At 34.4% G+C, this 26410-nt stretch carries 18 protein-coding genes, 2 tRNA genes and 1 pseudogene; 14 read left to right on the top strand and 7 right to left on the bottom strand.

The window, feature by feature from the left end; genetic code table 11:
* The first annotated feature begins 7 nt into the window (after positions 1–7).
* Positions 8–1564, top strand: a complete 1557-nt coding sequence (locus tag OPR30_RS01555; protein WP_265030958.1) for a penicillin-binding transpeptidase domain-containing protein — start codon at positions 8–10, stop codon at positions 1562–1564.
* A 99-nt stretch (positions 1565–1663) separates the two neighbouring features.
* Here the strand turns inward: OPR30_RS01555 and lon are convergent, their stop codons facing one another.
* The 5 genes from lon to OPR30_RS01580 all read right to left on the bottom strand — a co-directional run bounded on the left by lon (position 1664) and on the right by OPR30_RS01580 (position 7631).
* Positions 1664–4120 (bottom strand): endopeptidase La, encoded by a 2457-nt coding sequence (gene lon, locus OPR30_RS01560; RefSeq protein WP_007302001.1) that lies wholly within the window; start codon positions 4118–4120, stop codon positions 1664–1666.
* Positions 4121–4135: 15 nt separating this feature from the next.
* Complete coding sequence (clpX, locus tag OPR30_RS01565; RefSeq protein ID WP_265030959.1) at positions 4136–5413, bottom strand: ATP-dependent Clp protease ATP-binding subunit ClpX; 1278 nt, start codon at positions 5411–5413, stop codon at positions 4136–4138.
* Positions 5413–6039 carry an ATP-dependent Clp endopeptidase proteolytic subunit ClpP gene (clpP, locus tag OPR30_RS01570; RefSeq protein WP_252153872.1) on the bottom strand — a complete coding sequence of 209 codons (627 nt, stop codon included), beginning with the start codon at positions 6037–6039 and terminating at the stop codon, positions 5413–5415. The genes clpX and clpP overlap by 1 nt, the downstream gene beginning before the upstream one ends.
* Before the next feature lie 11 nt (positions 6040–6050).
* A complete protein-coding gene (gene tig, locus OPR30_RS01575; RefSeq protein WP_265030960.1) occupies positions 6051–7394 on the bottom strand; it encodes a trigger factor in 1344 nt (447 codons plus the stop codon).
* Between the two features lie 155 nt (positions 7395–7549).
* Positions 7550–7631, bottom strand: a tRNA-Leu gene (locus OPR30_RS01580).
* A 256-nt stretch (positions 7632–7887) separates the two neighbouring features.
* On the opposite strand from OPR30_RS01580, the gene OPR30_RS01585 reads away from it, so the two are divergent.
* Complete coding sequence (locus tag OPR30_RS01585; RefSeq protein WP_264683054.1) at positions 7888–8487, top strand: BON domain-containing protein; 600 nt, start codon at positions 7888–7890, stop codon at positions 8485–8487.
* A gap of 211 nt (positions 8488–8698) precedes the next feature.
* Here the strand turns inward: OPR30_RS01585 and OPR30_RS06305 are convergent.
* Both OPR30_RS06305 and prmC read right to left on the bottom strand, forming a co-directional pair.
* Positions 8699–9122 (bottom strand): annotated as a pseudogene (locus OPR30_RS06305) (transposase); the annotation flags it as partial.
* A gap of 81 nt (positions 9123–9203) precedes the next feature.
* Complete coding sequence (gene prmC, locus OPR30_RS01600; protein WP_264374995.1) at positions 9204–10055, bottom strand: peptide chain release factor N(5)-glutamine methyltransferase; 852 nt, start codon at positions 10053–10055, stop codon at positions 9204–9206.
* Between the two features lie 442 nt (positions 10056–10497).
* Here prmC and rpsL point away from each other — a divergent pair, with 442 nt between their 5' ends.
* The 12 genes from rpsL to OPR30_RS01660 all read left to right on the top strand — a co-directional run bounded on the left by rpsL (position 10498) and on the right by OPR30_RS01660 (position 26405).
* Positions 10498–10872, top strand: coding sequence for a 30S ribosomal protein S12 (rpsL, locus tag OPR30_RS01605; RefSeq protein WP_010406837.1), 375 nt, complete (start codon positions 10498–10500; stop codon positions 10870–10872).
* Between the two features lie 5 nt (positions 10873–10877).
* Entirely contained in the window at positions 10878–11354 is a 477-nt protein-coding gene (gene rpsG, locus OPR30_RS01610) for a 30S ribosomal protein S7 (protein ID WP_265030961.1), read from the top strand.
* Positions 11355–11375: 21 nt separating this feature from the next.
* A complete protein-coding gene (gene fusA, locus OPR30_RS01615) occupies positions 11376–13451 on the top strand; it encodes an elongation factor G (protein ID WP_265030963.1) in 2076 nt (691 codons plus the stop codon).
* Between the two features lie 12 nt (positions 13452–13463).
* Positions 13464–14636 (top strand): elongation factor Tu, encoded by a 1173-nt coding sequence (tuf, locus tag OPR30_RS01620; RefSeq protein WP_265030537.1) that lies wholly within the window; start codon positions 13464–13466, stop codon positions 14634–14636.
* Between the two features lie 12 nt (positions 14637–14648).
* Positions 14649–14721, top strand: a tRNA-Trp gene (locus OPR30_RS01625).
* 19 nt (positions 14722–14740) lie between these two features.
* Positions 14741–14941 carry a preprotein translocase subunit SecE gene (secE, locus tag OPR30_RS01630; protein WP_007301991.1) on the top strand — a complete coding sequence of 67 codons (201 nt, stop codon included), beginning with the start codon at positions 14741–14743 and terminating at the stop codon, positions 14939–14941.
* Positions 14931–15767: a transcription termination/antitermination protein NusG gene (gene nusG, locus OPR30_RS01635; protein WP_052264680.1), complete on the top strand. Its 837-nt coding sequence runs from the start codon at positions 14931–14933 to the stop codon at positions 15765–15767. The genes secE and nusG overlap by 11 nt, the downstream gene beginning before the upstream one ends.
* 2 nt (positions 15768–15769) lie before the next feature.
* Positions 15770–16210, top strand: coding sequence for a 50S ribosomal protein L11 (locus OPR30_RS01640; protein WP_010406829.1), 441 nt, complete (start codon positions 15770–15772; stop codon positions 16208–16210).
* A 4-nt stretch (positions 16211–16214) separates the two neighbouring features.
* Positions 16215–16868: a 50S ribosomal protein L1 gene (gene rplA, locus OPR30_RS01645; RefSeq protein WP_265030964.1), complete on the top strand. Its 654-nt coding sequence runs from the start codon at positions 16215–16217 to the stop codon at positions 16866–16868.
* 12 nt (positions 16869–16880) lie between these two features.
* A complete protein-coding gene (rplJ, locus tag OPR30_RS01650; RefSeq protein ID WP_007301987.1) occupies positions 16881–17399 on the top strand; it encodes a 50S ribosomal protein L10 in 519 nt (172 codons plus the stop codon).
* Between the two features lie 26 nt (positions 17400–17425).
* Positions 17426–17827: a 50S ribosomal protein L7/L12 gene (rplL, locus tag OPR30_RS01655; RefSeq protein ID WP_264719581.1), complete on the top strand. Its 402-nt coding sequence runs from the start codon at positions 17426–17428 to the stop codon at positions 17825–17827.
* A gap of 58 nt (positions 17828–17885) precedes the next feature.
* Complete coding sequence (locus OPR30_RS01660) at positions 17886–26405, top strand: DNA-directed RNA polymerase subunit beta/beta' (protein WP_265030965.1); 8520 nt, start codon at positions 17886–17888, stop codon at positions 26403–26405.
* The last annotated feature ends 5 nt before the right edge of the window (positions 26406–26410 follow it).

Raw genomic sequence — 26410 nt, forward strand, 5'->3', positions numbered from 1 at the left:
GAATTCTATGTGGACAAAAAACAAGGTCTTCAACCGCAGGGCATTCATATTAGGTGGTATTCAGCTTACTATTTCTGCTATTTTTAGTTGTAGGTTGTATACTTTACAAGTACGAGATAGACAAAAATACGAAGTGCTATCTAATAATAATAGGACAAAAATTGTTACTATCATTCCTAAACGAGGCAGAATTTTGGATAGGAATAGCGTTGAACTCGCAGTAAACAAAATTTCGTATATTGTTTTATTTGATGGGCAAAAAACCTTTACTAGGGAAGTTGATTTGCAGATGTTATCAGAAATTAAACCTGATGCAACAAAATCATCAGATACAAAAATAACTGCTCTTTATAAACGTTATTACCCGTTTGGTTCGATATGTTCTCATATAATCGGATATACAAAAAGACAGCAAGACATAAATGAAGCAGGGGTTAGTGGAATTGAATATACATATGATCATGTATTAAAAGGCAAGACCGGAAAATCTGAGCAGGAAATAAATTCTAAGAAGCGTATCATGAGAGAGTTATCTAGCATACCGCAGCAAGACGGACAAGATATACAGCTGACAATTGATGTTGATTTACAGAAGAAAATTGCAGAGATATTTAAAGACCACCAAGGTTCCACAGTGGTAATTGATGTAAATAACGGAGAAATTTTAGCATTATATAATTCACCTTCTTACGATAATAATCTTTTCACTAGCAGATTATCAAATGAAACTTGGAAAAATTTAAATAATCCTTCATTACCGCTTGTAAACCGTGCATTATCATATCAAATTCCACCTGGTTCAATATTTAAAATAATAGATGCGCTTGCGGGTTTAAAAGATGGAATAATAACACCAGAAGAAAAGTTCTCGTGTAGGGGCTATATGAAAATAGGTGAACGAAAATTTCGTTGCCTAAAAAGCAAAGTCCATGGATATGTATCTTTAAACGAGGCAATGGCCTTCTCATGCAACACTTACTTTTATAATATAGGAAAAAAAATAAATGTAGATTCTCTACTAGAAATGGCTAGCAAATTTGGTATAGGAAGTGGACCATTAATTGGAATGTTTAAGGAAGAAGCTCCGGGATTGTTGCCTGATGTGGATTGGCGTGCACGCAAGCTATATTCAGAGTGGTATTTAGGTGATACCATTAACTTAGTTATAGGACAAGGGTATTTACTTACAACGCCATTACAGCTTGCAGTTCTTGCAGCGAGGGTTGCAACAGGAAAGGAGGTAATTCCCCACATTGAGATGAGTAAATCAGGGCAAGACTTTCTTGATATTGATGTGAATCATGAGCATCTTAGTGTGGTTCGAAAAGCTATGTTTGACGTGGTGAATTCTAACTATAGAAAAGGACTAGGCAGTATACAAATTGCTGGCAAAACCGGAACACCAGAGATAAACTCTAAAGGTGAAAGTCATAAATTGTTTATCGCTTATGGCCCCTACCATGATCCGCGCTATGCAATCTCAGTGTTTATAGAACATGGTAAAACTCCACGCCAAGATGTTGCAATTGCTAGTGAGATATTGCAATATATGCTTGAAAAATGAACTTATGAAATTGCCATATATGTTACTTGTAATTTATATATTCAAATCAGAGCTTTGAGGTTAAAAAAAAGAAACGAAAATTGCATAAACCTTTTCAATTTAGTGCTTTAATGTTTCTGATGAAGGGAAGGTATTATCCTTATTTTCTATGGAGGTAGACACACTAATTTCGTTATTATCATCAATTGAAGTAATAGGGTGCATCAAAGCAACTTTTATAACTTCATCAATATTCTCAGCAAAAATTACATTGATTTCTTCTTTTATATTTGCAGGAATCTCTTGCATATCTTTCTCATTTTCACTTGGTATAATCACAGTTTTGATTGATCCTCTTAGCGCAGCAAGCAATTTTTCTCTCAAACCCCCAATAGCCAACACTCTACCACGCAATGTTACTTCACCTGTCATAGCAACACTTTTGTTAACTGGTATATTTGTCATAAGAGAAACAATAGATGTACATACTGCACTGCCAGCAGAGGGACCATCTTTTGGCACAGCACCCTCAGGTACATGCAAATGTATATCATTATTTTGAAATTTTTCGGGTTTTATACCGAAAAATAAACAATTTGATCGCACATAACTATACGCAGCTTTTATAGACTCTTGCATAACCTCTCCAAGCTTTCCTGTGTATTTTATTTCCCCCTTGCCCGGAATTAGGACTGACTCTATCATTAAAATATCACCACCTGTTTCAGTATAGGCAAGACCAGTTACTATCCCTACCAAACTCTCATTTTCTGCAATGCCAAAGGTATACTTACGTACCCCTAGATAATCTTGTAAATTACCAGTCTCTACGGATATTTTCTTATTTTTATCAGTTAATATTGCTTTAACTGCCTTTCTCATGAGTTTTGCAAGTTCCCTTTCCATGCTTCGCACGCCGCTTTCACGTGTATATAAACGTATCAACTCGTATAATGCTTCATTGGTTATTTCCCACTCCTTCTGATGCAAACCATGCTCTTTTTTTAATTTTGGAATAAGGTGATGTGTAGCAATACTGATCTTCTCGTCTTCGGTATACCCAGATAATTGTATAATTTCCATCCTATCACGCAAAGGATGCGGTAAATTTAAGCTATTTGCTGTGGCTACAAACATTACACTTGAAAGATCAAACTCAACTTCCAAGTAATGATCTGTAAAATGTTTATTGTGCTCAGTATCCAAAACCTCAAGTAATGCAGATGCAGGATCACCACGCGAATCAGAACCCATCTTATCTATTTCATCAAGCAGGAAAAGCGGGTTGCATGAATTAGCTTTTTTCATGTGTTGAATGATTTTACCAGGCATTGAGCCAATATAAGTTTTCCTGTGTCCTCGTATTTCAGACTCATCACGTATACCACCAAGAGATATGCGAACAAAATCTCTTCCTACTGCTTTTGCCATAGACTTAGCTAAAGAAGTTTTACCAACACCAGGTGGTCCAACTAAGCAAAGTATAGGACCCTTTATCTCTTTTACTCTCTTTAATACTGCTAAAAATTCTATTATTCTATCTTTTACTTTCTCTATGCCATAATGATTTTCATCTAAGATTTTTTTAGCCGCATTTAAGTTAATTTTTGCATCTTTGTACTTTCCCCATGGCAAATCAAGCAACCAATGCAAGTAACTAGATATAACTGTTGCTTCAGGAGAAATGGGATTCATTTTCTTATATCTCTTTAAGTCAGTTATGGCTTTCTCTTTTGCTTCCTCAGAAAGCTTTGTTTCATTTATCTTTTTTTCAAATTCATTGAGTATATTCCCTTCATCTCCATTTTCAAACTCACCTAATTCTTTCTGTATAGCTTTTAATTGCTCATTAAGGTAGTAAACTTTTTGAGTACTTTCAACCTGTGATTTAATTGTCTTATACAAGCGGTTTTGTGCACTCAAAATACTTATTTCTCTCTCAATAAGAGCAAAAACTTTTTTTAAACGCTCTTTTGGGTTATAAACTTCAAGTATGTTTTGCTTATCTGATACCTTTATATTTAAGTGCGAAGCTATCATATCTACAATTTGATTAACCTCTTTAACTTGATCAATGGGGTCAATAATAATCTCGGGTCGACTTTTCTTGCTTAGTTTACACCAATTGTCGAATGCATCTATAACAGAACGCCTTAAAGCTTCTAAATCAATATTATCTTCATTTTCTCCATACTCATAATGACCATCTAACGCTACTCTGGCCTGTAACAAAGTGTGAGAGCTAATATATTCTATAACTCTTCCCCTTCTTACCCCATGAATCATGACTTTTACTGCATTGTCAGGCAGTTTTATTAATGGTTGTATAATGTTTGCTAACACGCCTACTTCATAAAGATTCTCTGGCTCTGGATTATCAATAGAACCATCTTTTTGTGCTATGAGAAAAATCTCGTTTTGGTGACTACTGCTACTTATTGCATACTCTAGTGCATGAACAGATTTTTCTCTACCTACGAATAAAGGCAACATTATATTTGGAAAAATTACTACATCTCTTAGAGGTAATACTGGTAATACAGTAGAATTAAAGTTTACAGCACGTCCAATACTCATAATATATGCCTCAAATTAATCATTAACCGTTATAACACTACCCTTATTATTATGATTAATCGTCGCTTTACCTAATTCTACCATTTTCTTAGTAACCGTTATAGCGCTACCTTCAAAACCTCCATTGCCGGATATATACATAACATCAAGCAAAAGTGACTCTAAGATAGCACGTAACATCCTTGCACCTGTTTTATAGCTTATAGCTTTTTTAGCAATAGCTGATATTGCTTCATCTGAAAACTCAAGGTTTACTTTACTAAATGCAAGCAATGCTTTATATTGTTTTACTAGCGCATTTCTTGGCTCTGTCAACACATGTATTAAATCCTCGTGATCCAGCTCATCTAGAACAGCAGTTATTGGAACCCGTCCTACAAATTCGGGTATCAAACCGAATTTGATTAAGTCCTCAGGTTGAACATCGCGTAAAGCATTTTTTTTCTTTTGTGCTTTAGACTGACTTATATCCGCTCCAAAGCCAACTGATGTTCCCTTTTTTCTTGCCTCAATAATTTTATTTAGGCCTTCAAAAGCTCCTCCACAAATAAATAGTATGTTACTAGTGTCTACTTGTATAAACTCTTGTTGTGGGTGTTTTCGCCCTCCTTGTGGAGGAACATAAGCAACCGTACCTTCCATGATTTTTAGTAGAGCTTGTTGGACCCCTTCACCTGAAACATCACGGGTTATTGAAGCGCTTTCAGACTTTCTTGTGATCTTGTCTATTTCATCGATAAACACTATACCATGCTGTGCCTTTGCAACATCATAATTTGCAGCTTGTAATAGACGTGACAACACGCTTTCTACATCATCACCTACATAACCTGCCTCAGTCAAAGTTGTCGCATCGGCCATAGCAAATGGCACATCTGAAACTTTAGCAAGTGTTTTTGCTAGCAAAGTCTTACCAGAACCAGTAGGGCCAATAAGCATTATATTTGACTTCTCAATTTCAATATCACTTATAGAATGAAGTTGCACCATGGATTGACAATGGTTATACATAGCCACAGATAAAACGTGTTGCGCATGTTCCTGACCTACAACATGCTTACTAAGAAAAATTTTTATATCTTCAGGTTTCTTTAGTAATAGCTTCATATCAGATATATGATCTGAATTAAAAGCTCTCTCTTTCTTTTGACTTATTGCTTTATGGGATAACTCTATGCATTCATTACAAATGAACACCTTTAAACCATCTGAAGAGTTAGTAATCAATTTATCTACTTCGTTTTGTGCCTTGTTACAAAAAGAACAGTAGTGTAAATCATTATTGTTATCCATTAAACTACCTTTTGTTTAACTTTAATGTTTTCAATCTTAATATCTTTACGCTCAGCTATTACTTTATCAATCAAGCCAAGTTCCATTGCTTCTATAGGATCCAAAAATTTATCTCTTTCCATCATTCCTTCAATCTTCTTGAGTGAATGCCCAGTATGTTTTTCATAAATTTGATTTAGCTTTTTCTTAATTCGCAAAATTTCCTTAGCATGTATTTCTATATCAGTTGCTTGACCTTGATAACCACCAGATGGTTGATGTATCATAATTCTTGAATGAGGTAGAGAGTGGCGCTTACCTTTCGCACCAGCTGCAAGCAACAAAGAACCCATAGATGCAGCTTGACCTATACATAAAGTTGAAACGTCTGGCCTTATGTACTGCATTGTATCGTAGATTGATAAACCAGCAGTTACAACACCGCCTGGCGAATTAATATACATATGAATGTCTTTATCAGGATTTTCCGATTCTAAAAATAAAAGCTGTGCTACTATTACGCTGGCCATGTTGTCTTCAATAGGGCCAGTTACGAAAATTATTCTTTCTTTTACTAGCCTTGAATATATGTCATAAGCCCGCTCACCGCGACTAGTTTGTTCAACTACAATTGGTATAAGAGTCATACCTTTTCCTATCAAATATTATCAAATAATTCCTTTAATTCTTTCACAGAAACAATCTGTTCTTCTTTACTAGCTTTTTCTATCATATAATCTGTCACTTTATACTCAAGCGCTTGCCCTCTAACTAATTCCTGAAATTGTCCGTCTGATTTAAAATGTTTAAATACTCTGTCAAATGATACATCTTTACTGACATATTGATTTACAATAACATTCATAATATCACTTTGAGTTAATGATATTTCATGTTCTTTACTGAACTCCATAAATAGCATTGCAAGCTTTACACGTCTTTCAGCTTCTTTACAAGAATCATCTTTAGCATTCAACTCTCTTTCCACTCTCTGCTGTTCCTGTTTTACTACTTCTATAGGCAAATCAAAACTATAACTAGCATCCAAACAATCAAATAGCTCTTTCTTAATTAAGAGATCTCCCATTTCTTTACACTGATTATCAATTACTTCTTTTACATGATTTATTAGCGAAGAATGATCTTCAAAACCAATTCTCCTAGCTATTTCATTATCACTTTGCAAATCTTCGGCAATCTGAATATCATTAACTCGAACAGAAAAAGCAGCCTCCTGCCCCGCAAGGGAAATTACCTGGTAATCTTCAGGAAATCTCAACTTAAAGCTTTTTGTTTCCCCTTTTTTCATGCCAATTAATTGATCTTCAAAACCATTTATAAATGTTCCAGATCCTAAATTAACAGTAAAATTTTTGCCACTTCCACCTTGAAAGAGCTTATTTCTAATTCGCCCTTCAAAGTCAATTATCAGTTTATCCTCGTTTTTTGCTTGATAAGAAGCATCATCAACAGAGACAAAGTTAGGAAATTTTGTTTTTATAGAATCAATAAATTCTTTTATGTCTCCCTCTTTGATTTTTGCCTTAACTTTCTTCAAATTTATTTTATCAAGATCTATTACTGGCACTTTTGGCATCGATTCAAAAGATAATTTGTACAGAAAGTCACCTTTTTCATCCTTTTTATCCAGGTTTGGTAATGACATAATATCAACCTTAGGATGGATGTGAGACTTAACTTCGATTTTTTTCATTAAATCACTTGAGCAATAGTCAATCGTATCTTTTATCACATATTCCAAAGCTTCGTTTTTATAATTTGTAACAACAAGATCGTAAGGCATCTTTCCGGATCTAAATCCAGGCAATTTTGCATCCTTCGCTATTTCTTGTAATCTAGAGTTTATCTTTTGTTCTATATAATCACTACTAACTATGATTTCATACTCATACTTTAGTTTATCTACACTAAGTTCCTTATAGGTATATATATTACTTAATGTATCTGCTTCGACTGCATTTTGAGTTATATTACTAGACATTACAACCTGTTATCAATATTTTATTTATGTTTTAATAAAGCCATTTTAACAGAATTTAAGTTAAATACAATCCTTAAGAACAGGTTCTTATACAAACAAAAGTGTACTTAGTGATTATAAATTTTCTCTTAAAACCTGAGTTACATGACTTTAAGTGCGGATAGAGGGACTTGAACCCCCACGAGCAAGCTCACCAGGACCTAAACCTGGCACGTCTACCAATTTCGCCATATCCGCAAGAACCCTTCATTAACTTATAGATAACCACTTCTGTCATCTTATGCAATTTAAAGATTAGATTTTAGTACCACAGACTGAACTTATAATACTGGTTAACTCCACTATGAATCTAAGCCTGAATTACTTTAACTAACATTATTGAGATAAGTACTGTCTTAGAAATATTCAAGGCTTATTCAATTTATAGTATTTACACAATAAAAAAAGCTTATTAATATTCTTTAATTAAAGCTCTAAACTCTGGAAATTAATAATGAGATTAATAGCAAGCTTCTTACTCGCAATTTTTCTGATTACACAGAGTGGCTGTACGACTCTTGTGAGTGGTATAGTGGTAACAGCAACTGCAGCGGCTACAGCAATAACAATGCAAGATAAATCCTTGGGAAACATTATTGATGATACAACTATAGTAATAAGAATCAATAAGGGACTCTTAAAACACGGACTGTTTTCATCTATAAAAGTTAAAGTGAGTGAAGGAAGAGTATTACTCATTGGAAATGTTGATAATCATGAAAAGCAACTCACAGCAGAGAAAATAGCTTGGCAGCAAAAAGAGATTAAAGAAGTGATAAATGAAATAAGAGTCATACCAATTAAAATGGCTTCTATGCTAGATGTTACTGTAGATGGTATGATAACAGCAGAGATAAGCACGAGGCTTCTGGGAAAAAGAAATATTAAATCAATTAATTATAGCGTTAATACAGTTGATAGAGTCGTTTATTTGATGGGTATAGCTCAAAATAAGGCGGAATTAAAAGCTGTAATAGCAATTGCAAGAAAAGTAAAAGGAGTAAAGCAAGTTGTAAGCTATGTGAGATATAGACATAGCAAATTGCGTCATTGATGAAAATTTACTTGAGTGTTAGTACCATGTAGCTAAGCCATAAAACTCCTTTACAAATTTCGTCAGTTCATTCTTATGGTATGTATAACAATGTTACAAAAAATAATATCATAGAATTCAATAGAATAATTCCTAGAAAATCTCTACATACTAAAAAAAGTAAAATGCTATTTAACACTCCCAAGCTTAAGAATAAATAGCAAACATCTATATCTTGTGCGATATGGCGTTTTATTCCTGAGATTTTTTTACCAGCGTCATAGCCTTTTTCTTCATCAGTGTCTGCGTTCTTTACACTCTGAGTGTCAATTATGCAAAAGCTGATTTTTTCTTTCCAAACATTGTTTTGTCGGACCACACTAACTATTTTTTTTAACATGCACTCCAAAATACTTTTTTTTATTTCCTTTTACTTTTTCACTCCATTTTTGAAATAATCATAACAATTGCGCCATTTTGGAAACTCTTTTGGTAGCATCCTCCACTGATAACCACTTTTTAGGGCGTACAACACTCCGCAAAATATATCATACAAATCAAGTTTTCTTGGTTTTGTTTTTTCCACAAGACTCCAGATCTGGTGAAATAATCTCAAACTTCTCTCGACTTATGTCACTTGGGTATACACTCCTCATATATCCTAATTTATACACTCTATTTCTTACTTTATGCCTTTCTTGAGATTATGAACAGGTTCTTAGAAAGCTAGCGTTCTACTAGTCATGTTCTTTATCTTGCTTTACAACAATGCATCTTTTCATTCCAGCCAAGTCGTATACGTATTCCTGAAAAACCAGTCCATATAAGGGTATTATTTTGTCAATATTGCTTTGATCTTCGCCTATTTCCAATATCGCAAACCCATCTTTTTTAAGGCACTTTTTCAATATTGGAAAAATACTCAGGTAACAGCTCAATCCATCGATACCACCATCAAGAGCAATTCTTGGCTCTTTTTGCACTTCAGCTTGCAGATCTTTTAACTTACTTCTTTTAATATATGGAGGATTGCTTATTATGAGATCAAATAAATCTCTGCATTCTGTCCACGAATTTGGAAATATTTTAGCTCTGTTGAGAAGATTATGTTTCTTTGTGTTCTGGCAGGTAATTTTGTATGCTTCCAGGCTTTTTTCAAAACCAACTCCAATAGCATATTCATACTCACTAAGTACGGAGATCAACAAACAGCCTGTGCCTGTGCCAAAATCTGCAATTTTTATTTTTTGCTTCTTATTTTGGTAATATTTTAACACTGTTGAAATTACTGTCTCACTATCTGGTCTTGGATCTAGAACATGTTGGTTAACTATAAAATTTTTACTCCAGAATTCACGATTACCTATTATTTGCGATATTGGATATCTTTCTGCTCTTTTTTTTGTTAATTTCCAGAATAGAAGTTCTTTGTTTCTTGGTACCTGATTGATGTGATTCATGATTGTGAATGATCTTTCTACTCCAAGTACGTACTGCATGATGATTTCACAATCCAAATGTGGTGATTCAATTCTATGTGATGATAGTAGCTTTGACCCTTCTTTAATTAAAGCGCTGATTGTTTTCATTATTCTAAAAACGTGTTCCTTGTATGCAAGAACAGCAAAATTGAGTATAGAATTTTGAACTTAGGGTAGCTGCATTAAATCTAAGTGTCAAGAGTAGGATTGTAAAAATCATCCGGCTTTACTGGTAATTCGGTTAGTTCGGTTGGTATTTTTGCATTAATGTTAGAAGCTCTTGGCTCTATTATAAGCATTATTTTCTGCATATTCTTTGATAGCCATCACAGTATATTACTTGTTCCATATCTATATTAATTCGACCACAGCAAGTGATAATTTCTTAATATTAAAACCAATATGCGCTTTAGCATATAATTATCAGTAGCTTTCAAAGCAATTAGGCTGAGATTATTAGAGTAGTAATGTTTATTTTTATATTGACTATTGAGGTTTATTATTTTATAACTAAGACTTAGTTATTTTTAGAGTTTTAAGTTTACAGTATATGCCTACGATAAATCAATTAATATGTAAAGGTAGATCAGGGTTAACTCGCAAGAAGAAGGTGCCAGCTTTGGGAAAATGCAATCCTCAAAGAAGGGGTGTTTGCACTAAGGTATATACTACAACTCCTAGAAAGCCTAATTCAGCACTACGTAAGGTAGCTAGAGTAAAGATTAGTGGATACGGTGAAGTGACGGCTTATATACCTGGCGAAGGTCATAATTTACAAGAGCATTCCGTTGTTTTAATACGTGGTGGGCGAGTTAAGGATTTGCCGGGTGTACGTTATCACATAATAAGAGGTGCTCTTGATCTACGTGGTGTGCAAAATCGAAAGAAAGCTCGTTCAAAATATGGTGTAAAGAAATCTGGTTAAAATTTATGGCACGTCGTAATAAAGCAAAAAAAAGAACAAGCCCTGACTCTCGTTATGGTAGTGTCTTGCTTATGCGTTTTATTAATATAATTATGAAATGTGGTAAAAAATCTATTGCAGAAAAGATTGCTTATAGTGCTTTGTCCTTAGCTGAAAAGAAAATAGGCAAAGATGCCTTATCAATTTTTGAAACAGCAGTAGAAAATGTTACCCCTTCTATAGAAGTACGCTCTCGGCGTATTGGTGGTGCAACTTATCAAGTCCCTGTTGAAATTCGTCAAGATAGAGCAATTTCTTTGGCATTAAGGTGGATTGCTAGAGCAACTTCTTCTGCTCGAAAAAAGAGCGGTAGAACTACTGTTTATTGTTTGCAGTCTGAAATATTAGATGCTTATAATAAATGTGGTGGTGCATTTAAGATGTGTGAAGAAAAGTATAAAATGGCTGAAGCTAATAAGGCATTTTCTCATCTTCGTTTTTAATATTAGCTGATTGATTGTGGTATGGAAGTTTTAATATCTAGGTATAGAAATATAGGAATAATGGCTCATATAGATGCTGGCAAGACCACCACAACAGAGCGTATTTTATTTTATACTGGTAAACAAAATAGGATTGGTGAAGTGCACGATGGTGCGGCTTCTATGGATTGGATGGAGCAAGAGAAGGAGCGTGGCATTACAATTACCTCTGCTGCAACAACATGTTTTTGGAATGATCATAGGATTAATATAATAGATACTCCTGGTCATGTTGATTTCACTATTGAAGTTGAGAGATCTTTGAGGGTTTTGGATGGTGCAGTTGCTGTATTTGATGGAGTTGCTGGAGTTGAGCCTCAGTCTGAGACAGTTTGGCGTCAAGCTGATAAATATACCGTTCCTCGTATCTGCTTTGTTAATAAAATGGATAGAATCGGGGCAAATTTTTATCGATGTGTCGATATGATAAAAACGAAGCTTGGCGCATCACCTTTAGTTATTCAGTTGCCAATAGGAAGTGAGAAAGATTTTAAAGGCATAATCGATCTTATTTCTATGAAAGCTATTATATGGGAAGAAGAAACATTAGGTGCTAAATTTTCTTATGAAGATATTCCTTCTGATTTGCTTGATAAGGCTCAAGAGTATCGGAATCTTTTATTAGATGCTGCAGCTGAAATGGATGATGAGGCGATAAATACTTACTTTGAATCTAACGATCTGCCAATTGATTTATTGAAAAAGTGTGTGAGAAGTGGGACCATTAAAGGAAAATTTGTCCCTGTATTATGTGGGTCAGCTTTTAAAAACAAAGGCGTGCAATCACTTTTAGATGGTGTGGTTGATTTTTTACCCTCTCCTATTGATGTTGATGTAATTATTGGAACTGATCCTAAAGATTCAGAAAAGAAAATTGAGATCAAACCTTCAGAAAAAGAGAAATTCGTTGCTCTTGCGTTTAAAGTGATGACGGATAAATTTGTAGGTAGCTTGACGTTTATTCGTATTTATTCCGGTAAGTTAAAATCTAAATCTGCTGTGTTAAATGCTGGAAAGAATGAGACTGAAGGAATTGGTAGAATGTTGCTTATGCATGCAAATAACAGAGAAGATATAAACGAAGCTAAAGTTGGTGATATAGTTGCCTTAGTTGGATTAAAGAAAACAATTACTGGTGATACTTTATGTTCATCTGATTTTCCTATACTATTAGAGCGTATGGAATTTCCTGATCCTGTTATTGAAACTGCTATAGAACCGAAAACCACCTCAGATCAGGAAAAATTAGGTATTGCTTTGAATAGATTGGTTGCAGAAGATCCTTCTTTAAGGATATCAGTAAATGCGGAGAGTGGGCAGACTATATTGAAAGGTATGGGTGAGCTGCATCTTGAGATTATTATTGATAGAATGAAGCGCGAGTTTAATGTTGAAGCTAACGTTGGTGCGCCTCAAGTTGCATATCGTGAAACTATCACTAAATCTGTTGAAATTGATTACACTCATAAAAAACAATCAGGTGGTGCTGGTCAGTTTGCTAAAGTTAAAATAAAATTCGAACCTCTTGAGCCTGGTTGTGGCTTTCAGTTTGAAAGTAAAATTGTAGGCGGTGCTATTCCAAAAGAGTATATACCTGGAGTGCAAAATGGCTTAGAGTTGATAAAAGAAGGTGGTATAATTTCCGGCTTTCCATTGATTGATTTTAAGGCTACTCTTCTTGATGGTGCTTTTCATGATGTTGATTCTAGTCCTTTGGCTTTTGAACTTGCTGCTAAAGGTGCTTTTAAGGAAATGGCAAATAAAGCTGGTCCAAAAATGCTAGAACCTATAATGAAAGTGGAAATCATTACTCCTGAAGAATATATGGGTGATGTTATGGGTGATATAAATAGTAGAAGAGGCAGTGTTGTTGATATGCTGGATTTAGGTAATAATAGCAAAATAATTACTGCTTCGGTTCCTCTTGCAAATATGTTTGGTTATATAAATGTTTTGCGTTCTATATCTCAGGGAAGAGCTCAGTATAGTATGCATTTTTCTTGTTATGAACAAGTGCCACAATATGTGGTTGATGAGTTAAAGTTAAAGTATAATTAAAGGTTAGTAATTATGACAGCGATAGTAGAAGCATTTGGAAAGCCGCATGTAAACGTGGGAACGATAGGACATGTGGATCATGGGAAGACAACGTTAACAGCGGCGATAACAAAGCATTATGGTAATTTTGTAGCATATGATCAAATAGATAAAGCGCCAGAAGAAAGAAAGAGAGGTATAACAATAGCAACAGCGCATGTTGAATATCAAACAGAAAAGAGACACTATGCACACGTTGATTGCCCTGGACATGCTGATTATGTAAAGAATATGATAGTAGGTGCAGCACAGATGGATGCAGCGATATTGGTAGTGTCGGGGGTTGATGGGCCGATGCCACAAACGAGAGAGCATATATTGCTGGCAAAACAAGTGGGTGTTGGATATATCGTGGTATATATAAATAAAGCTGATGTTGCTGATGCTGATATGATAGATTTGGTGGAAATGGAAGTGAGAGAGTTGCTGAGTAAGTATGGATTTCCAGGTGATGAAGTGCCTGTGATAGTTGGGTCTGCGTTAAAAGCATTGGAGGATGATAGTAGTGAGTATGGAAAGAAATCAATAGATAAATTGATGGAGAAGTTAGATGAGTATGTGGCAGCACCTAAAAGGCTTATAGATTTGCCGTTTTTGTTGCCAATAGAAGATGTATTTTCAATATCGGGCCGAGGGACGGTAGTAACAGGAAGAATAGAGAAGGGGGAGATAAAGACAGGGGATGAGATAGAGATAATAGGTCTGAAAGCGACGCAAAAGACGATATGTACTGGTGTTGAGATGTTTAAGAAGTTGCTAGATAAGGGAAGTGCAGGACTCAATGTAGGAATACTACTAAGAGGAACAAAGAGAGAAGAAGTGGAGAGAGGGCAAGTATTGGCAAAACCAGGGACAATAACCCCGCATAAGAAATTTAATGCGGAGGTGTATATATTGAAGAAAGAAGAAGGAGGAAGGCATACACCATTTTTTGGAAATTATCAGCCACAGTTTTATTTAAGGACAACGGATGTAACTGGGAGCATAAAATTGCTAGATGGAAAGGAGATGGTAATGCCAGGGGACAATGTAAGTATAGAAGTGGAGTTGCAAGTACCAATAGCAATGGATAAAGGATTACGTTTTGCGATAAGAGAAGGTGGTAGAACTGTTGGTTCTGGCGTTGTTTCGGAAATTTTAGAGTAAACTTTGAATTATAGGAGTGTAGCTCAATTGGTAGAGCGCTGGTCTCCAAAACCAGAGGTTGTAGGTTCAATTCCTATCGCTCCTGCATTAATATTATGGTAGAAATGTTAAAAAACCTGTATGTTTTTTTTTGCGACATAAAGCAAGAAATAAGGAGAATTGCTTGGATAAAAAAACAGCAGGTATTGTCATCTTTGTTTATTGTAATAACTGTTATATTATGCTTTTCGATTTTCTTTTGCTTCGTAGATTTTATGTCTCTTTACGTAATTAAGACTTTATTTGGAATTATTTATGGAATATAAGTATAAATGGTATATCATTAAAGTCGATTACGGGTATGAGAAGGATATATGCGAGTTGGCAACCAATACTGTTTACTTTAAGGAGGTGTTTATTCCTTATCAGACAGTATGTGATGTAAAATCTGATATAAAAGAGTTATGTGAAGTATATATATGTATGCATCTGTGTGATGAAAGTAAAAATATTTTGAATCAAATGACTGGGTTTTGTGGTGATGAGTCTGGTCATTTTGAGATGATTTCAGATGATGAGGTAATTTTAAAACGTAAGGAATTTAATAGATATAAGTGGTACATTTTAAGAGTTGCCTCTAATTATGAAGAGAAAGTGCGCCAATATATATTAGAAAATTCTATGAGATTGAATATTAATAATTATTTTAATAGGGTTTTTATTCCTTGTGAAGAATTAAGTGAGATGGATTTAAAATCTAAAAAAAATGCTAAACGAAGGAAGTCCTTTCCTGGTTATGTCTTTTTATACATGAATTTATGCGATGAGGTATTAAATTTTATTAATAATATACCAAAATCTCTTAAGGTTTATGGATTTTTGAAAAATGGTAATGTTCCAAAGGTGATTGAGGATAATGAGATTCGCTCAATGTGTAGTGCGCTTTACAATGCTCAAGAAACGAAAAAGTTGAGTTATGGTTATGAGAAAGGTGAAAAAGTAAAAATTAATGATGGTCTTTTTCAAAATTTTACTGGTAAGGTAGATATGGTAAATGATGAGAAAAAAATTATTAATGTTGAAGTATCAATCTTAGGTAAGCCAACAATAATAGAGCTTGATTTGGCTCAAGTAGAGAAAATAGAGGATTAATTATGAGTAATGTAGTTGCTAAGATTAACTTGCTTATGGAAGCTGGAAAAGCAGTTCCAGGACCGAAAATTGCTTCAGTACTTGGCCCGCGTGGTATACCTGTTCCTAAATTTTGTGAAGCTTTTAATAAAGCTACTAGCGCTGCTAACGCTAGTTATAAAGTAGGTGATTTAGTAACAGTGAGAATTTCCATAAAGGATGATCGCTCTCATGATTTTACTGTCAGCGGTCCGCCTGTGGCTTATTTGCTTAAGCAGGAAGCTAAATTAAGTAAAGGTTCTGGTAATTCTGGTAAAGAATTAGTGGCTAAATTATCTATGTCTGCTATCATTAAAGTGGCAAAGTGTAAGATGGTTGATATGAAAGTGGATAATGAAGATTCAGCAGTGAAGATGGTTATAGGCACTGCAAAATCTATGGGTATAGAAGTTGTGGAAGGTTAGGTAAATGAGTACATATAATGATAATTTTAAGCAGTGTTTGGAGAAGATTGTTGAGTCTGCTTCAGCAAAATTTAATGAATCAGTTGATATCGCAGTCAATTTAGGTGTAGATTCACGTAAATCTGAAGAGCAAGTGCGTGGTACAGTAGTTTTGCCTAAAGGTATCGGAAAGAATATTAAAGTAGCTGTTTTTGCTCAAGATAAACATTTATTAGAAGCTGAAAAAGCTGGTGCTGATATTACAGGAGGAGAAGATTTAGTTGAAGAGATAAAAAAAGGTAGAAAGTTGAATGTTGATTGGTGCATCACTACTCCTGATTTCATGGCAAAAATCACTCCTATTGCAAAAGTATTGGGTGCTAAAGGGCTGATGCCTAACCCTAAATTTGGTACTGTGACTTCTAACATTGCGGAAGCTACTAAAACCATTAAGTCTGGTCAAATAAAATTCAGGACGGATAAAAATGGGGTTATTCATGGTAAATTAGGAAGTATTAAATTTGATATTGATGATTTGTTGGAAAATTTAAAAGCCTTTCTTAAAGTAATTAGAGATAATAAACCTGCTTCTGTGAAAGGAGTTTACTTTAAAAGCATTTTTTTAAATTCAACTATGGGTAAAGCTCATAAAATAAACAAAGTAGAAGATATAATTTAAGGGAGCGAAATTGTGAAGCGTAAAGATAAGGATGAATTTATACAAAACATAATGAATGTGTTTGTAAATAATGATTTCTTAATATTGGTAAATTTCAAGTCTATGAATGTTAGCAATTCATTAATTCTTAGGAATAGTCTAAAATCTGTAATGGGTGGGATGTTAGTAGTTAAAAATACTCTAGCTTGCTTGGCTTTGGAAAGGACTGGTAAATTTTCTTATTTATCAGGTAAATTTTCTGGTTCTGTTGCTATTATATACTCTAGCGCTATAGTAGAAGCTGCAAAGTTAATAGTTGATTTTATTAATGCTAACAAAGAAAAAATGTCTGTGATTTGTGCGGCTCATATAAATGAATTGTTAACAGTGGAAGATGTTAACAAATTGGCTAAGCTTCCCTCTCTGGATGAATTGCGTGTTAAAATTATGCGTTTAATATCTTATGATATTCCTGCTCGGTTAGCATTGTCTATTAATTCATCTTCTATGAGGCTTATGAGAGTTTTGGATTACTATAGTTCTAAAAAATAAATTTGTTGTTAAATAAGGTGGTAAGTATGAATAATGTAACAAGTGATTTGGTTGATAAAATATTATCTTTAAATCTATTAGAGGCTTCTGAACTTGTAAAAGTTCTAGAAGAAAAAATAGGGTTGCCTAGTGGTTCTTTTCTTGGTGGAGCTGTTGGTGCTGGGGTGCCTATTAGTGATAATGCTACTGCTCCTGTTGCTCAAGAAAAAGCTGAATATAAAGTTGTAATCAAAGAGATTGATGCAAGCAAAAAAATAGGAGTGATTAAAGCTATTAGAGAAGTTAATTCTACATTGAATTTAAAAGAAGCGAAAGAATTAGTTGAGTCTTTACCCAAAGATTTGACTGCTAATGTTTCTAAAGACGAAGCAGAAAAAATAAAGCAAAAACTTATTGAAGCAGGAGCAACTAAAGTTGAGCTTGAATAAAATGTTAGTATATTAATTTTATGTTGATATAGCTCTTTTAATTAGTGAAGGTATTTTAATGGTTGATTCTTCTTATATGTGTGCTTCTAGTGCTTTTGTTCCTAGAGTTTCTTATTCCAGGTCGATTGATTTAAAAGATTCTTTGTTGGATTTGGTTAAAGTCCAAAAGGGGTCATATAATTCCTTTACTCCTAATAATGAGAGTAATGAAAGACTTGAAGCTATCTTTCATACAATTTTTCCAATATCTGATCCTTTGCATAGGGCTACTATCGAATTTTTGAATTGTAGGGTAGATGATCTTAAGTATAGTGAATCTGAATGTATAAAACGTGGTATAACTTTTTCTGCTCAGGTTATTGCTTCTATACGTCTTGTTATTATGCAGGATGGTGTTTCTCTTGAAAAATATCAAGAGATTAAAGAAGATGATGATCATTCTAAGCTTGCAACTGTTATAAAATCTGCTGAAGAGCAGGAGGTTCGCTTTTGTGAACTGCCTATGATGACTGATAAAGGTACTTTCATCATCAATGGCGTAGAGAAAGTTATCGTTTCACAAATGCATAGATCTCCTGGAGTGTTTTTTGATAGTGATAAGGGAAAAACTTACAATTCTGGCAAATTAATCTATTCTGCTAGAGTTATTCCTTATAGAGGTTCTTGGCTTGATATTGAGTTTGATGTTAAAGATCATTTGTATTTTCGTATTGATAGAAAGAGAAAGTTGCCAATATCAGTTTTATTAAAGGCTTTGGGCTTATCAAATAATGACATACTTAATAAATTTTATGAAAAAATAGAGTATATAAAACATAAAAGTGGCTGGAGAGTACCTTTTTCCCCTGATAAATTCAAGGGAGTGAGGCTTCCTTTTGATTTAAAGAATGTTGAAGGCAATGTGTTACTTAAAGCTAATGTTCGTATTACTTCAAAATTAGCTAAAAATCTATATGATAACGGATTGAAAGAGTATCTAATTCCTTATGATTCTATATGTGGTTTATTTCTTGCAGAAGATTTAATAGATAGTGCTAGTTCTACAAAAGTCTTATCTGCTGGTGAATCTATAAGATTAGAGGATATAAAAAAGCTTGAATTATTATCTATAGATAAAATATCAGTGTTGAACATAGATAATGTTTCTGTTGGACCTTACATATTAAACACACTTTTCTTAGATGAAAACATGTCTTATGAGAACGCTCTATATGAAATATATAAGGTTTTGCGTCCTGGTGAAGTTCCTGTTTTAAAGATAGTAGAGGAGTTTTTTCGTAATCTTTTCTTCAGTTCGGAATATTATGATTTGTCTAACATTGGTAGATTAAAACTTAACTCTTGCCTTGGGTTAAATTATGAGGAAAATTTAACTACTTTAACACATGAAGACATTATTGAAATTATAAGAAAAATAGTATTGTTACGTGATGGTCAAGGATCTGTAGATGATATTGATCATTTAGCAAATAGAAGAGTCCGTTCAGTTGGAGAGTTTATAGAAAATCAATTTAGAACTGGATTATTAAAATTGGGACGGGCAGTAGTTGATTCTATGTCTACTTCTAGTTTAGATAAAGTCTCTCCATCTGATTTTATAAATCCAAAAGTGTTAACCAATGTCTTAAGAGATTTTTTCAACTCTTCCCAATTATCTCAATTTATGGATCAGACTAATCCATTATCTGAAATAACACATAAAAGAAGGTTGTCAGCGTTAGGTCCTGGTGGTTTAACAAGAGAGAGGGCGGGATTTGAAGTGCGTGATGTTCATCCAACTCATTACGGAAGAATTTGCCCTATTGAAACTCCTGAGGGGCAGAATATAGGCTTAATTAACAGCTTAGCTATATACTCTCGTATTAATAAATATGGGTTCATTGAAAGTCCTTATAGGAAAGTAGTTAATAAGGTTGTTACTGATCAAATTGAGTATCTGTCTGCTATAGATGAAGGTTTATATTATATAGCCGATACCAGCGCAAAGCTTGATGAGAACAACTGCTTTGTTGATGATATGTTATACTGTAGGTATGCTGGTACCTTTGTAATGGTAAATAGTAATCAAGTAAGTTACATTGATTTATCTCCTAAGCAGGTAATATCGGTTGCTGCTTCTTTAATTCCATTTTTAGAAAATGATGATGCTAATAGAGCGTTAATGGGTTCAAATATGCAGCGTCAAGCTGTACCTTTATTGAAGCCTACTGCTCCTTTGGTTGCTACTGGCATGGAATCTTTCGTAGCTTCTGGCTCTGGTGCTGTAGTTTTAGCAAAACGTGGTGGCATAGTTGACAGCTCAGATAGTAACTCTATAGTTATACGTGCTTTTGACAAAGGAGGAATTAACTACTTGGATGTAGATATTTATCATCTAAGAAAATTTCAGCGTTCTAACCATAATACTTGTATTAACCAGAAACCACTGGTGCATGTAGGTGATTGTGTTAAGGAAGGTGATGTGATAGCTGATGGTCCTGCTATTAATAACGGTGAATTGGCACTTGGCCAAAACTTGCTAGTCGCTTTTATGTCTTGGCAAGGTTATAATTTTGAAGACTCAATCATTATTTCTAGTGAAGTTGTTAAAAAAGATCTATTTACTTCTATTCATATAGAAGAATTTGAATGTGTTGTACATGACACTCCTTTAGGGTCGGAAAAAATAACTCGTGCCATACCCGGTGTTAATGAAGAAAATCTTTATCACTTGGATGATAGTGGTATAGTAAAGGTTGGTACAAGAGTTGGTCCAGGTTATATTTTGGTGGGGAAAGTTACACCTAAGCATTCTCTTTCATTGCCTCCTGAGACAAAATTGTTAATGACAATTTTTGGTGAAAAGTCATTTGATTGTGTGGATTCCTCTTTATATACATCTCCAGATATTGAAGGGATAGTGATTGATGTGCAGGTCTTTACACGCAGAGGGGAAGAAGAAAACGAAAGGGCGTTTCTTATTAAACAAAAAGAGGCAAACGACTTTGAGAAAGAACGAGACCATATAATCAATGTTATTAATCAATATTTCTATGATGAATTAAGAAAAATTCTTATTAATTCTGGCTCTCAAGATCGAGAAAGTATTAATTTTATTGAACGTGAGGGATGGTGGGATATAGGATTGAAAAACCAATCTATTTCTAAGCAAGTTGAGAGCTTAAAAAAAGATTTTGATGAAAAAGTATCACATGCGATAGCAAACTTTAAGCGAAAAGTAGAAAAATTGCATGAAGGCTATGATCTGCCTCAAGGTGTGTCGATGTCAGTAAAAGTTTTTATTGCTGTAAAACATAGTTTGCAGCCAGGGGATAAAATGGCTGGTAGACATGGAAATAAAGGTGTGATTTCTCGAGTTGTTCCAGTAGAAGATATGCCTTATTTAGAAGATGGTACTCCTATTGATATTATTCTTAACCCTCTTGGCGTTCCTTCGCGAATGAATGTAGGTCAAATATTGGAAACGCATGTAGGTTGGGCTTGTAAAAAATTAGGAGAAAAAGTAGGCAATATTCTTGATGAGATCAATAAAATCAAACGTGCTTTTTGTGAGGCAATTAGATCTCTCAGTGATGATGATTTTGAAAAATTTGCAGCATTATATCTTGATAATAAAAAATTTGAGGATATTAATGATGATGAAATAACGGCTTCTATTTTAGATACGCCTAATAAGGATGAATTAAATAATGAATTGACTACATTAGTAGAGAATTATTTCAACTCTTGTAAAGATGCACACAGTAGTTTACGTCACTTCCTGATTGAGGTTTATAGTTGTGGCAGTAATTTATCTATTTGTAATAACATTCGCGATATTAATGATAATCACCTCATTGAATTTGCGTATAAGTTGCGTGATGGCATTCCTGTTACTGCACCTGTATTTGAAGGTCCAAAAGATGAACAAATAGTAAAGCTATTTGAACTTGCTGGATTGGATAACTCTGGGCAAGTTGTATTATATGATGGTTGCTCGGGTGAGAAGTTTGATCGCAAAGTTACAGTTGGTTACATGTACATGCTTAAGTTGCATCACTTAGTAGATGGTAAAATTCATGCGCGTTCAGTAGGACCTTATAGTTTGGTTACTCAACAACCTCTTGGAGGAAAGTCTCATTTTGGTGGTCAGCGTTTTGGTGAAATGGAATGTTGGGCATTGCAAGCCTATGGTGCTGCTTACACTTTACAGGAAATGTTAACTGTGAAGTCTGATGATATTAATGGCAGGGTTAAGATTTATGAATCGGTAATAAAAGGTGACAGTAACTTTGAATGTGGAATTCCTGAATCCTTTAATGTCATGATAAAAGAGTTGCGTTCCTTGTGTTTTAATGTGGATTTGAAGCAAAATGACATAGTAATTGAAGATATATCTCATACTAACATCGCGCAATCTTTTAATGAGGTTAGCATTTCCATTGCTAGCCCTGAAAGTATTAAACGTATGTCTTATGGAGAGATAACAGATGTTTCAACTGCAAACTACCGTACATTCAAAGTTGAGAAAGGTGGATTATTTTGTCCTAAAATTTTTGGTCCTGTCAATGATGATGAATGTTTATGTGGAAAGTACAAAAAAAGAAGACATAGGGGCCGTATATGCGAAAAATGTGGAGTAGAAGTTACATCTTCTAAAGTAAGAAGAGAAAGAATGGGTCATATAGAGCTTGCATCTCCTGTTGCTCATATATGGTTTTTGAAGTCACTTCCTTCAAGAATTGGAGCATTATTAGATATGTCTCTTAGAGATATCGAAAGTATTTTGTATAGTGATAATTATGTTGTAATAGATCCTCTTGTTTCCTCTTTTGAAAAAGGTGAAATTATTAGTGAGAAAGCTTATAATGAAGCTAAAGATAGCTATGGGGTCGATAGCTTTATAGCTATGCAAGGTGTTGAAGCTATAAGAGAATTGCTAATACGCCTTGATTTACATGAAATTAGGAAGAATTTAAGACAGGAGTTAGAGTCTGTTGCTTCTGAAATGAGAAGAAAGAAAATTATAAAGAGATTACGTATTGTTGAAAATTTTATCAAGTCTGGAAACAGACCTGAGTGGATGATACTTACAGCTATACCTATTTTACCACCTGACTTGCGTCCCTTGGTATCGCTTGAAAGTGGTCGACCTGCAGTTTCTGATTTAAATCATCATTATAGAACTATTATTAATAGAAATAATAGATTGAGAAAATTGTTAAGTTTGAATCCTCCTGAGATTATGATTCGTAATGAGAAAAGAATGTTACAAGAGGCAGTTGATTCTCTTTTTGATAATAGTCGTCGTAATGCTCTGGTAAATAAAGCTGGCGCTACTGGGTATAAAAAGTCTATTAGCGATATGCTGAAAGGAAAGCAAGGTCGTTTCCGTCAGAATCTTTTAGGAAAAAGGGTAGATTATTCTGGACGTTCTGTAATAGTTGTTGGTCCAACTTTAAAACTAAATCAGTGTGGATTACCGAAAAGAATGGCTCTTGAGTTATTCAAGCCTTTTGTTTACTCAAGGCTTAAAATATATGGAATCGCTCCAACTATTAAATTTGCTAGTAAGTTAATAAGAGCAGAAAAGCCAGAAGTCTGGGATATGCTTGAAGAAGTAATAAAAGAGCATCCTGTTTTGCTAAATAGAGCGCCTACGCTACATAGGCTTGGTATTCAGGCTTTTGAGCCAGTCCTTATTGAAGGTAAAGCAATACAGCTTCATCCACTTGTTTGTACAGCATTTAACGCTGACTTTGATGGTGATCAAATGGCGGTACATGTGCCAATTTCATTGGAAGCTCAACTTGAAGCTAGAGTGTTGATGATGTCAATTAATAACGTTTTAAGTCCTTCTAATGGAAGACCGATTATAGTTCCTAGTAAAGATATAGTGCTTGGTATATACTACCTAACTTTACAGCAACTTAAGGAGGATAATTTACCACTTTTCTGTTCTTTTTGTGAAGTTGAGCATTCCTTAAACAACGGTACTCTACATATTCATTCTCATATAAAGTACAAAATGGAATACATCAATAGCGATGGAAACATTCAGTATAAAACTATTTGCACAACTCCTGGACGTTTAATATTATGGCAGATTTTTCCTAAACATGAGAATCTAAGCTTCGATTTAATAAATCAGGTATTAACAGTTAAGGAAATAACTAGTATTGTTGATTTAGTATATCGTAGCTGCGGTCAAAGTGCTACAGTGGTATTTTCTGATAAATTGATGACACTTGGCTTTGAGTATGCTACATTTTCTGGTACTTCTTTTAGTCGTTGCGATATGGTCATACCTGAAACTAAAGCTACACACGTTGATTATACAAGGGGTGAAATTAAGAAATTTTCTGCACAGTATCAAGACGGACTAATCACTAAAAGTGAGAGGTATAATAAAGTTATAGATGAGTGGTCTAAGTGCACAGATATAATAGCGAATGATATGTTAAAAGCGATATCTGTGTATGATGAAAATAGTAAGTACAATTCAATATATATGATGGTTAGCTCAGGTGCAAGAGGTTCTACTTCCCAGATGAAGCAGTTAGCAGGAATGCGAGGGTTAATGACCAAACCTTCTGGTGAAATTATAGAAACACCTATAATTTCTAATTTTCGCGAAGGATTAAATGTATTTGAATACTTTAATTCTACTCACGGTGCGCGTAAAGGTTTAGCTGATACTGCACTTAAAACTGCAAACTCTGGATACTTAACTCGTCGCTTGGTTGATGTATCTCAAAATTGCATAGTTACAAAACATGACTGTAAAACGAAAAATGGCCTTATTGTAAGAGCTATAGTTGAAGGTAGTACTATAGTTGCATCTCTAGAGAGTGTTGTACTGGGTAGAACAGCTGCAAATGATATATATAACCCAGTAACCAAAGAGTTATTATTAAAAGCAGGGGAATTAATTGATGAAGATAAAGTAAAGCAAATCAACATTGCAGGTCTTGATGCTATAAAAATTAGATCGCCTTTAACTTGTGAAATAAGTCCTGGTGTGTGTTCTTTGTGTTATGGAAGAGACCTTGCAACTGGTAAAATTGTTTCAATAGGTGAAGCAGTTGGTGTTATCGCTGCTCAATCTGTTGGAGAGCCAGGTACTCAGTTAACGATGCGTACTTTCCATATAGGTGGGGTAATGACTAGAGGTATTGAATCCTCAAATATTATAGCTTCTATTAATGCTAGAATAAAACTAAACAATAGTAATATAATTATAGATAAAAACGGAAATAAAATTGTGATAAGCCGTTCCTGTGAAGTCGTTTTAATTGATAGCCTTGGTAGTGAAAAATTGAAGCACAGTGTGCCTTATGGTGCTAAACTTTATGTAAATGAGGGTGAGTTAGTAAAAATTGGTGATAAAGTTGCGGAATGGGATCCGTATACACTACCTATTATTACGGAAAAGAGTGGTACAATATCTTACCAGGATTTAAAAGATGGAATTTCAATCACTGAAGTGATGGATGAATCTACAGGAATATCAAATAGAGTAGTAAAAGATTGGAAATTGCACTCTGGTGTAGCTAATTTACGTCCTCGTATTGCACTGCTTGATGATAATGAAAAAGTAATAACACTTTCAAGTGGTGTGGAAGCATGTTACTTTATACCAGTTGGTGCAGTGCTTAATGTACAGGATGGCCAAAAGGTTCATGCAGGTGATGTTATCACAAGAACGCCGAGAGAGTCAGTTAGAACTCGTGATATTACTGGTGGCTTGCCTAAGGTTATAGAATTATTTGAAGCACGTCGTCCTAAAGAGCATGCTATCGTTAGTGAAATAGATGGCTATGTAACGTTCTCTGAAAAAGACCGTAGAGGAAAACGCAGTGTAGTAATTAAACCTGTAGATGAGCAAGCTTCTCAAGTTGAGTATTTAGTATCAAGAAGTAAGCATGTAATAGTCAATGAAGGTGATTTTGTGCGTAAAGGTGATTTATTGATGGATGGCGATCCTGATCTTCATGATATTCTACGTGTGCTTGGGTTAGAAGCGTTAGCACACTATATGATTTCTGAAATACAGCAAGTTTATAGATTGCAAGGTGTGCGCATAGATAACAAGCATTTAGAAGTGATCTTAAAGCAAATGCTACAAAAAGTAGAAATTACCGATCCTGGTGATACTATGTACTTAATTGGAGAAAATATCGACAGGCTGGAAATTGATAGAGAAAATGATGCTATGAATAACTCTGGAAAACGACCTGCTCATTATCTTCCTATTCTGCAGGGAATTACTAGAGCAAGCCTTGAAACTAATTCCTTTATTTCTGCTGCCTCTTTCCAAGAAACAACAAAAGTACTTACGGAAGCAGCATTTTGCGGAAAGAGTGATCCTTTGAGTGGGTTAAAAGAAAATGTTATAGTAGGAAGGTTAATTCCTGCTGGTACGGGTCTGATTATGAATAAGGTGAAAGCACTTTCGCTTTGTGAAAATATAGATAAATATGAAAAATATTTTGATATTGAGACTTATGACGAAAAATTGCTGAGTGATAATAGTTATCAATTACATTCTGATGAAGAAGAGAGTGTGGTGGCATCGCACTATGATCAGTCAAATTGAATATA

The sequence above is a fragment of the Wolbachia endosymbiont (group B) of Athalia cordata genome, from assembly GCF_947251845.1.
Classification (GTDB): Bacteria; Pseudomonadota; Alphaproteobacteria; order Rickettsiales; family Anaplasmataceae; genus Wolbachia.

What these genes read in the sequence shown, in the direction of transcription:
- OPR30_RS01555 (WP_265030958.1), top strand. Translation starts at nt 8, where the DNA reads ATGTGGACAAAAAACAAGGTCTTCAACCGCAGGGCATTCATATTAGGT.
- lon (WP_007302001.1), bottom strand. Translation starts at nt 4,120, where the DNA reads ATGAGTATTGGACGTGCTGTAAACTTTAATTCTACTGTATTACCAGTA.
- clpX (WP_265030959.1), bottom strand. Translation starts at nt 5,413, where the DNA reads ATGGATAACAATAATGATTTACACTACTGTTCTTTTTGTAACAAGGCA.
- clpP (WP_252153872.1), bottom strand. Translation starts at nt 6,039, where the DNA reads ATGACTCTTATACCAATTGTAGTTGAACAAACTAGTCGCGGTGAGCGG.
- tig (WP_265030960.1), bottom strand. Translation starts at nt 7,394, where the DNA reads ATGTCTAGTAATATAACTCAAAATGCAGTCGAAGCAGATACATTAAGT.
- OPR30_RS01585 (WP_264683054.1), top strand. Translation starts at nt 7,888, where the DNA reads ATGAGATTAATAGCAAGCTTCTTACTCGCAATTTTTCTGATTACACAG.
- prmC (WP_264374995.1), bottom strand. Translation starts at nt 10,055, where the DNA reads ATGAAAACAATCAGCGCTTTAATTAAAGAAGGGTCAAAGCTACTATCA.
- rpsL (WP_010406837.1), top strand. Translation starts at nt 10,498, where the DNA reads ATGCCTACGATAAATCAATTAATATGTAAAGGTAGATCAGGGTTAACT.
- rpsG (WP_265030961.1), top strand. Translation starts at nt 10,878, where the DNA reads ATGGCACGTCGTAATAAAGCAAAAAAAAGAACAAGCCCTGACTCTCGT.
- fusA (WP_265030963.1), top strand. Translation starts at nt 11,376, where the DNA reads ATGGAAGTTTTAATATCTAGGTATAGAAATATAGGAATAATGGCTCAT.
- tuf (WP_265030537.1), top strand. Translation starts at nt 13,464, where the DNA reads ATGACAGCGATAGTAGAAGCATTTGGAAAGCCGCATGTAAACGTGGGA.
- secE (WP_007301991.1), top strand. Translation starts at nt 14,741, where the DNA reads ATGTTAAAAAACCTGTATGTTTTTTTTTGCGACATAAAGCAAGAAATA.
- nusG (WP_052264680.1), top strand. Translation starts at nt 14,931, where the DNA reads ATGGAATATAAGTATAAATGGTATATCATTAAAGTCGATTACGGGTAT.
- OPR30_RS01640 (WP_010406829.1), top strand. Translation starts at nt 15,770, where the DNA reads ATGAGTAATGTAGTTGCTAAGATTAACTTGCTTATGGAAGCTGGAAAA.
- rplA (WP_265030964.1), top strand. Translation starts at nt 16,215, where the DNA reads ATGAGTACATATAATGATAATTTTAAGCAGTGTTTGGAGAAGATTGTT.
- rplL (WP_264719581.1), top strand. Translation starts at nt 17,426, where the DNA reads ATGAATAATGTAACAAGTGATTTGGTTGATAAAATATTATCTTTAAAT.
- OPR30_RS01660 (WP_265030965.1), top strand. Translation starts at nt 17,886, where the DNA reads ATGGTTGATTCTTCTTATATGTGTGCTTCTAGTGCTTTTGTTCCTAGA.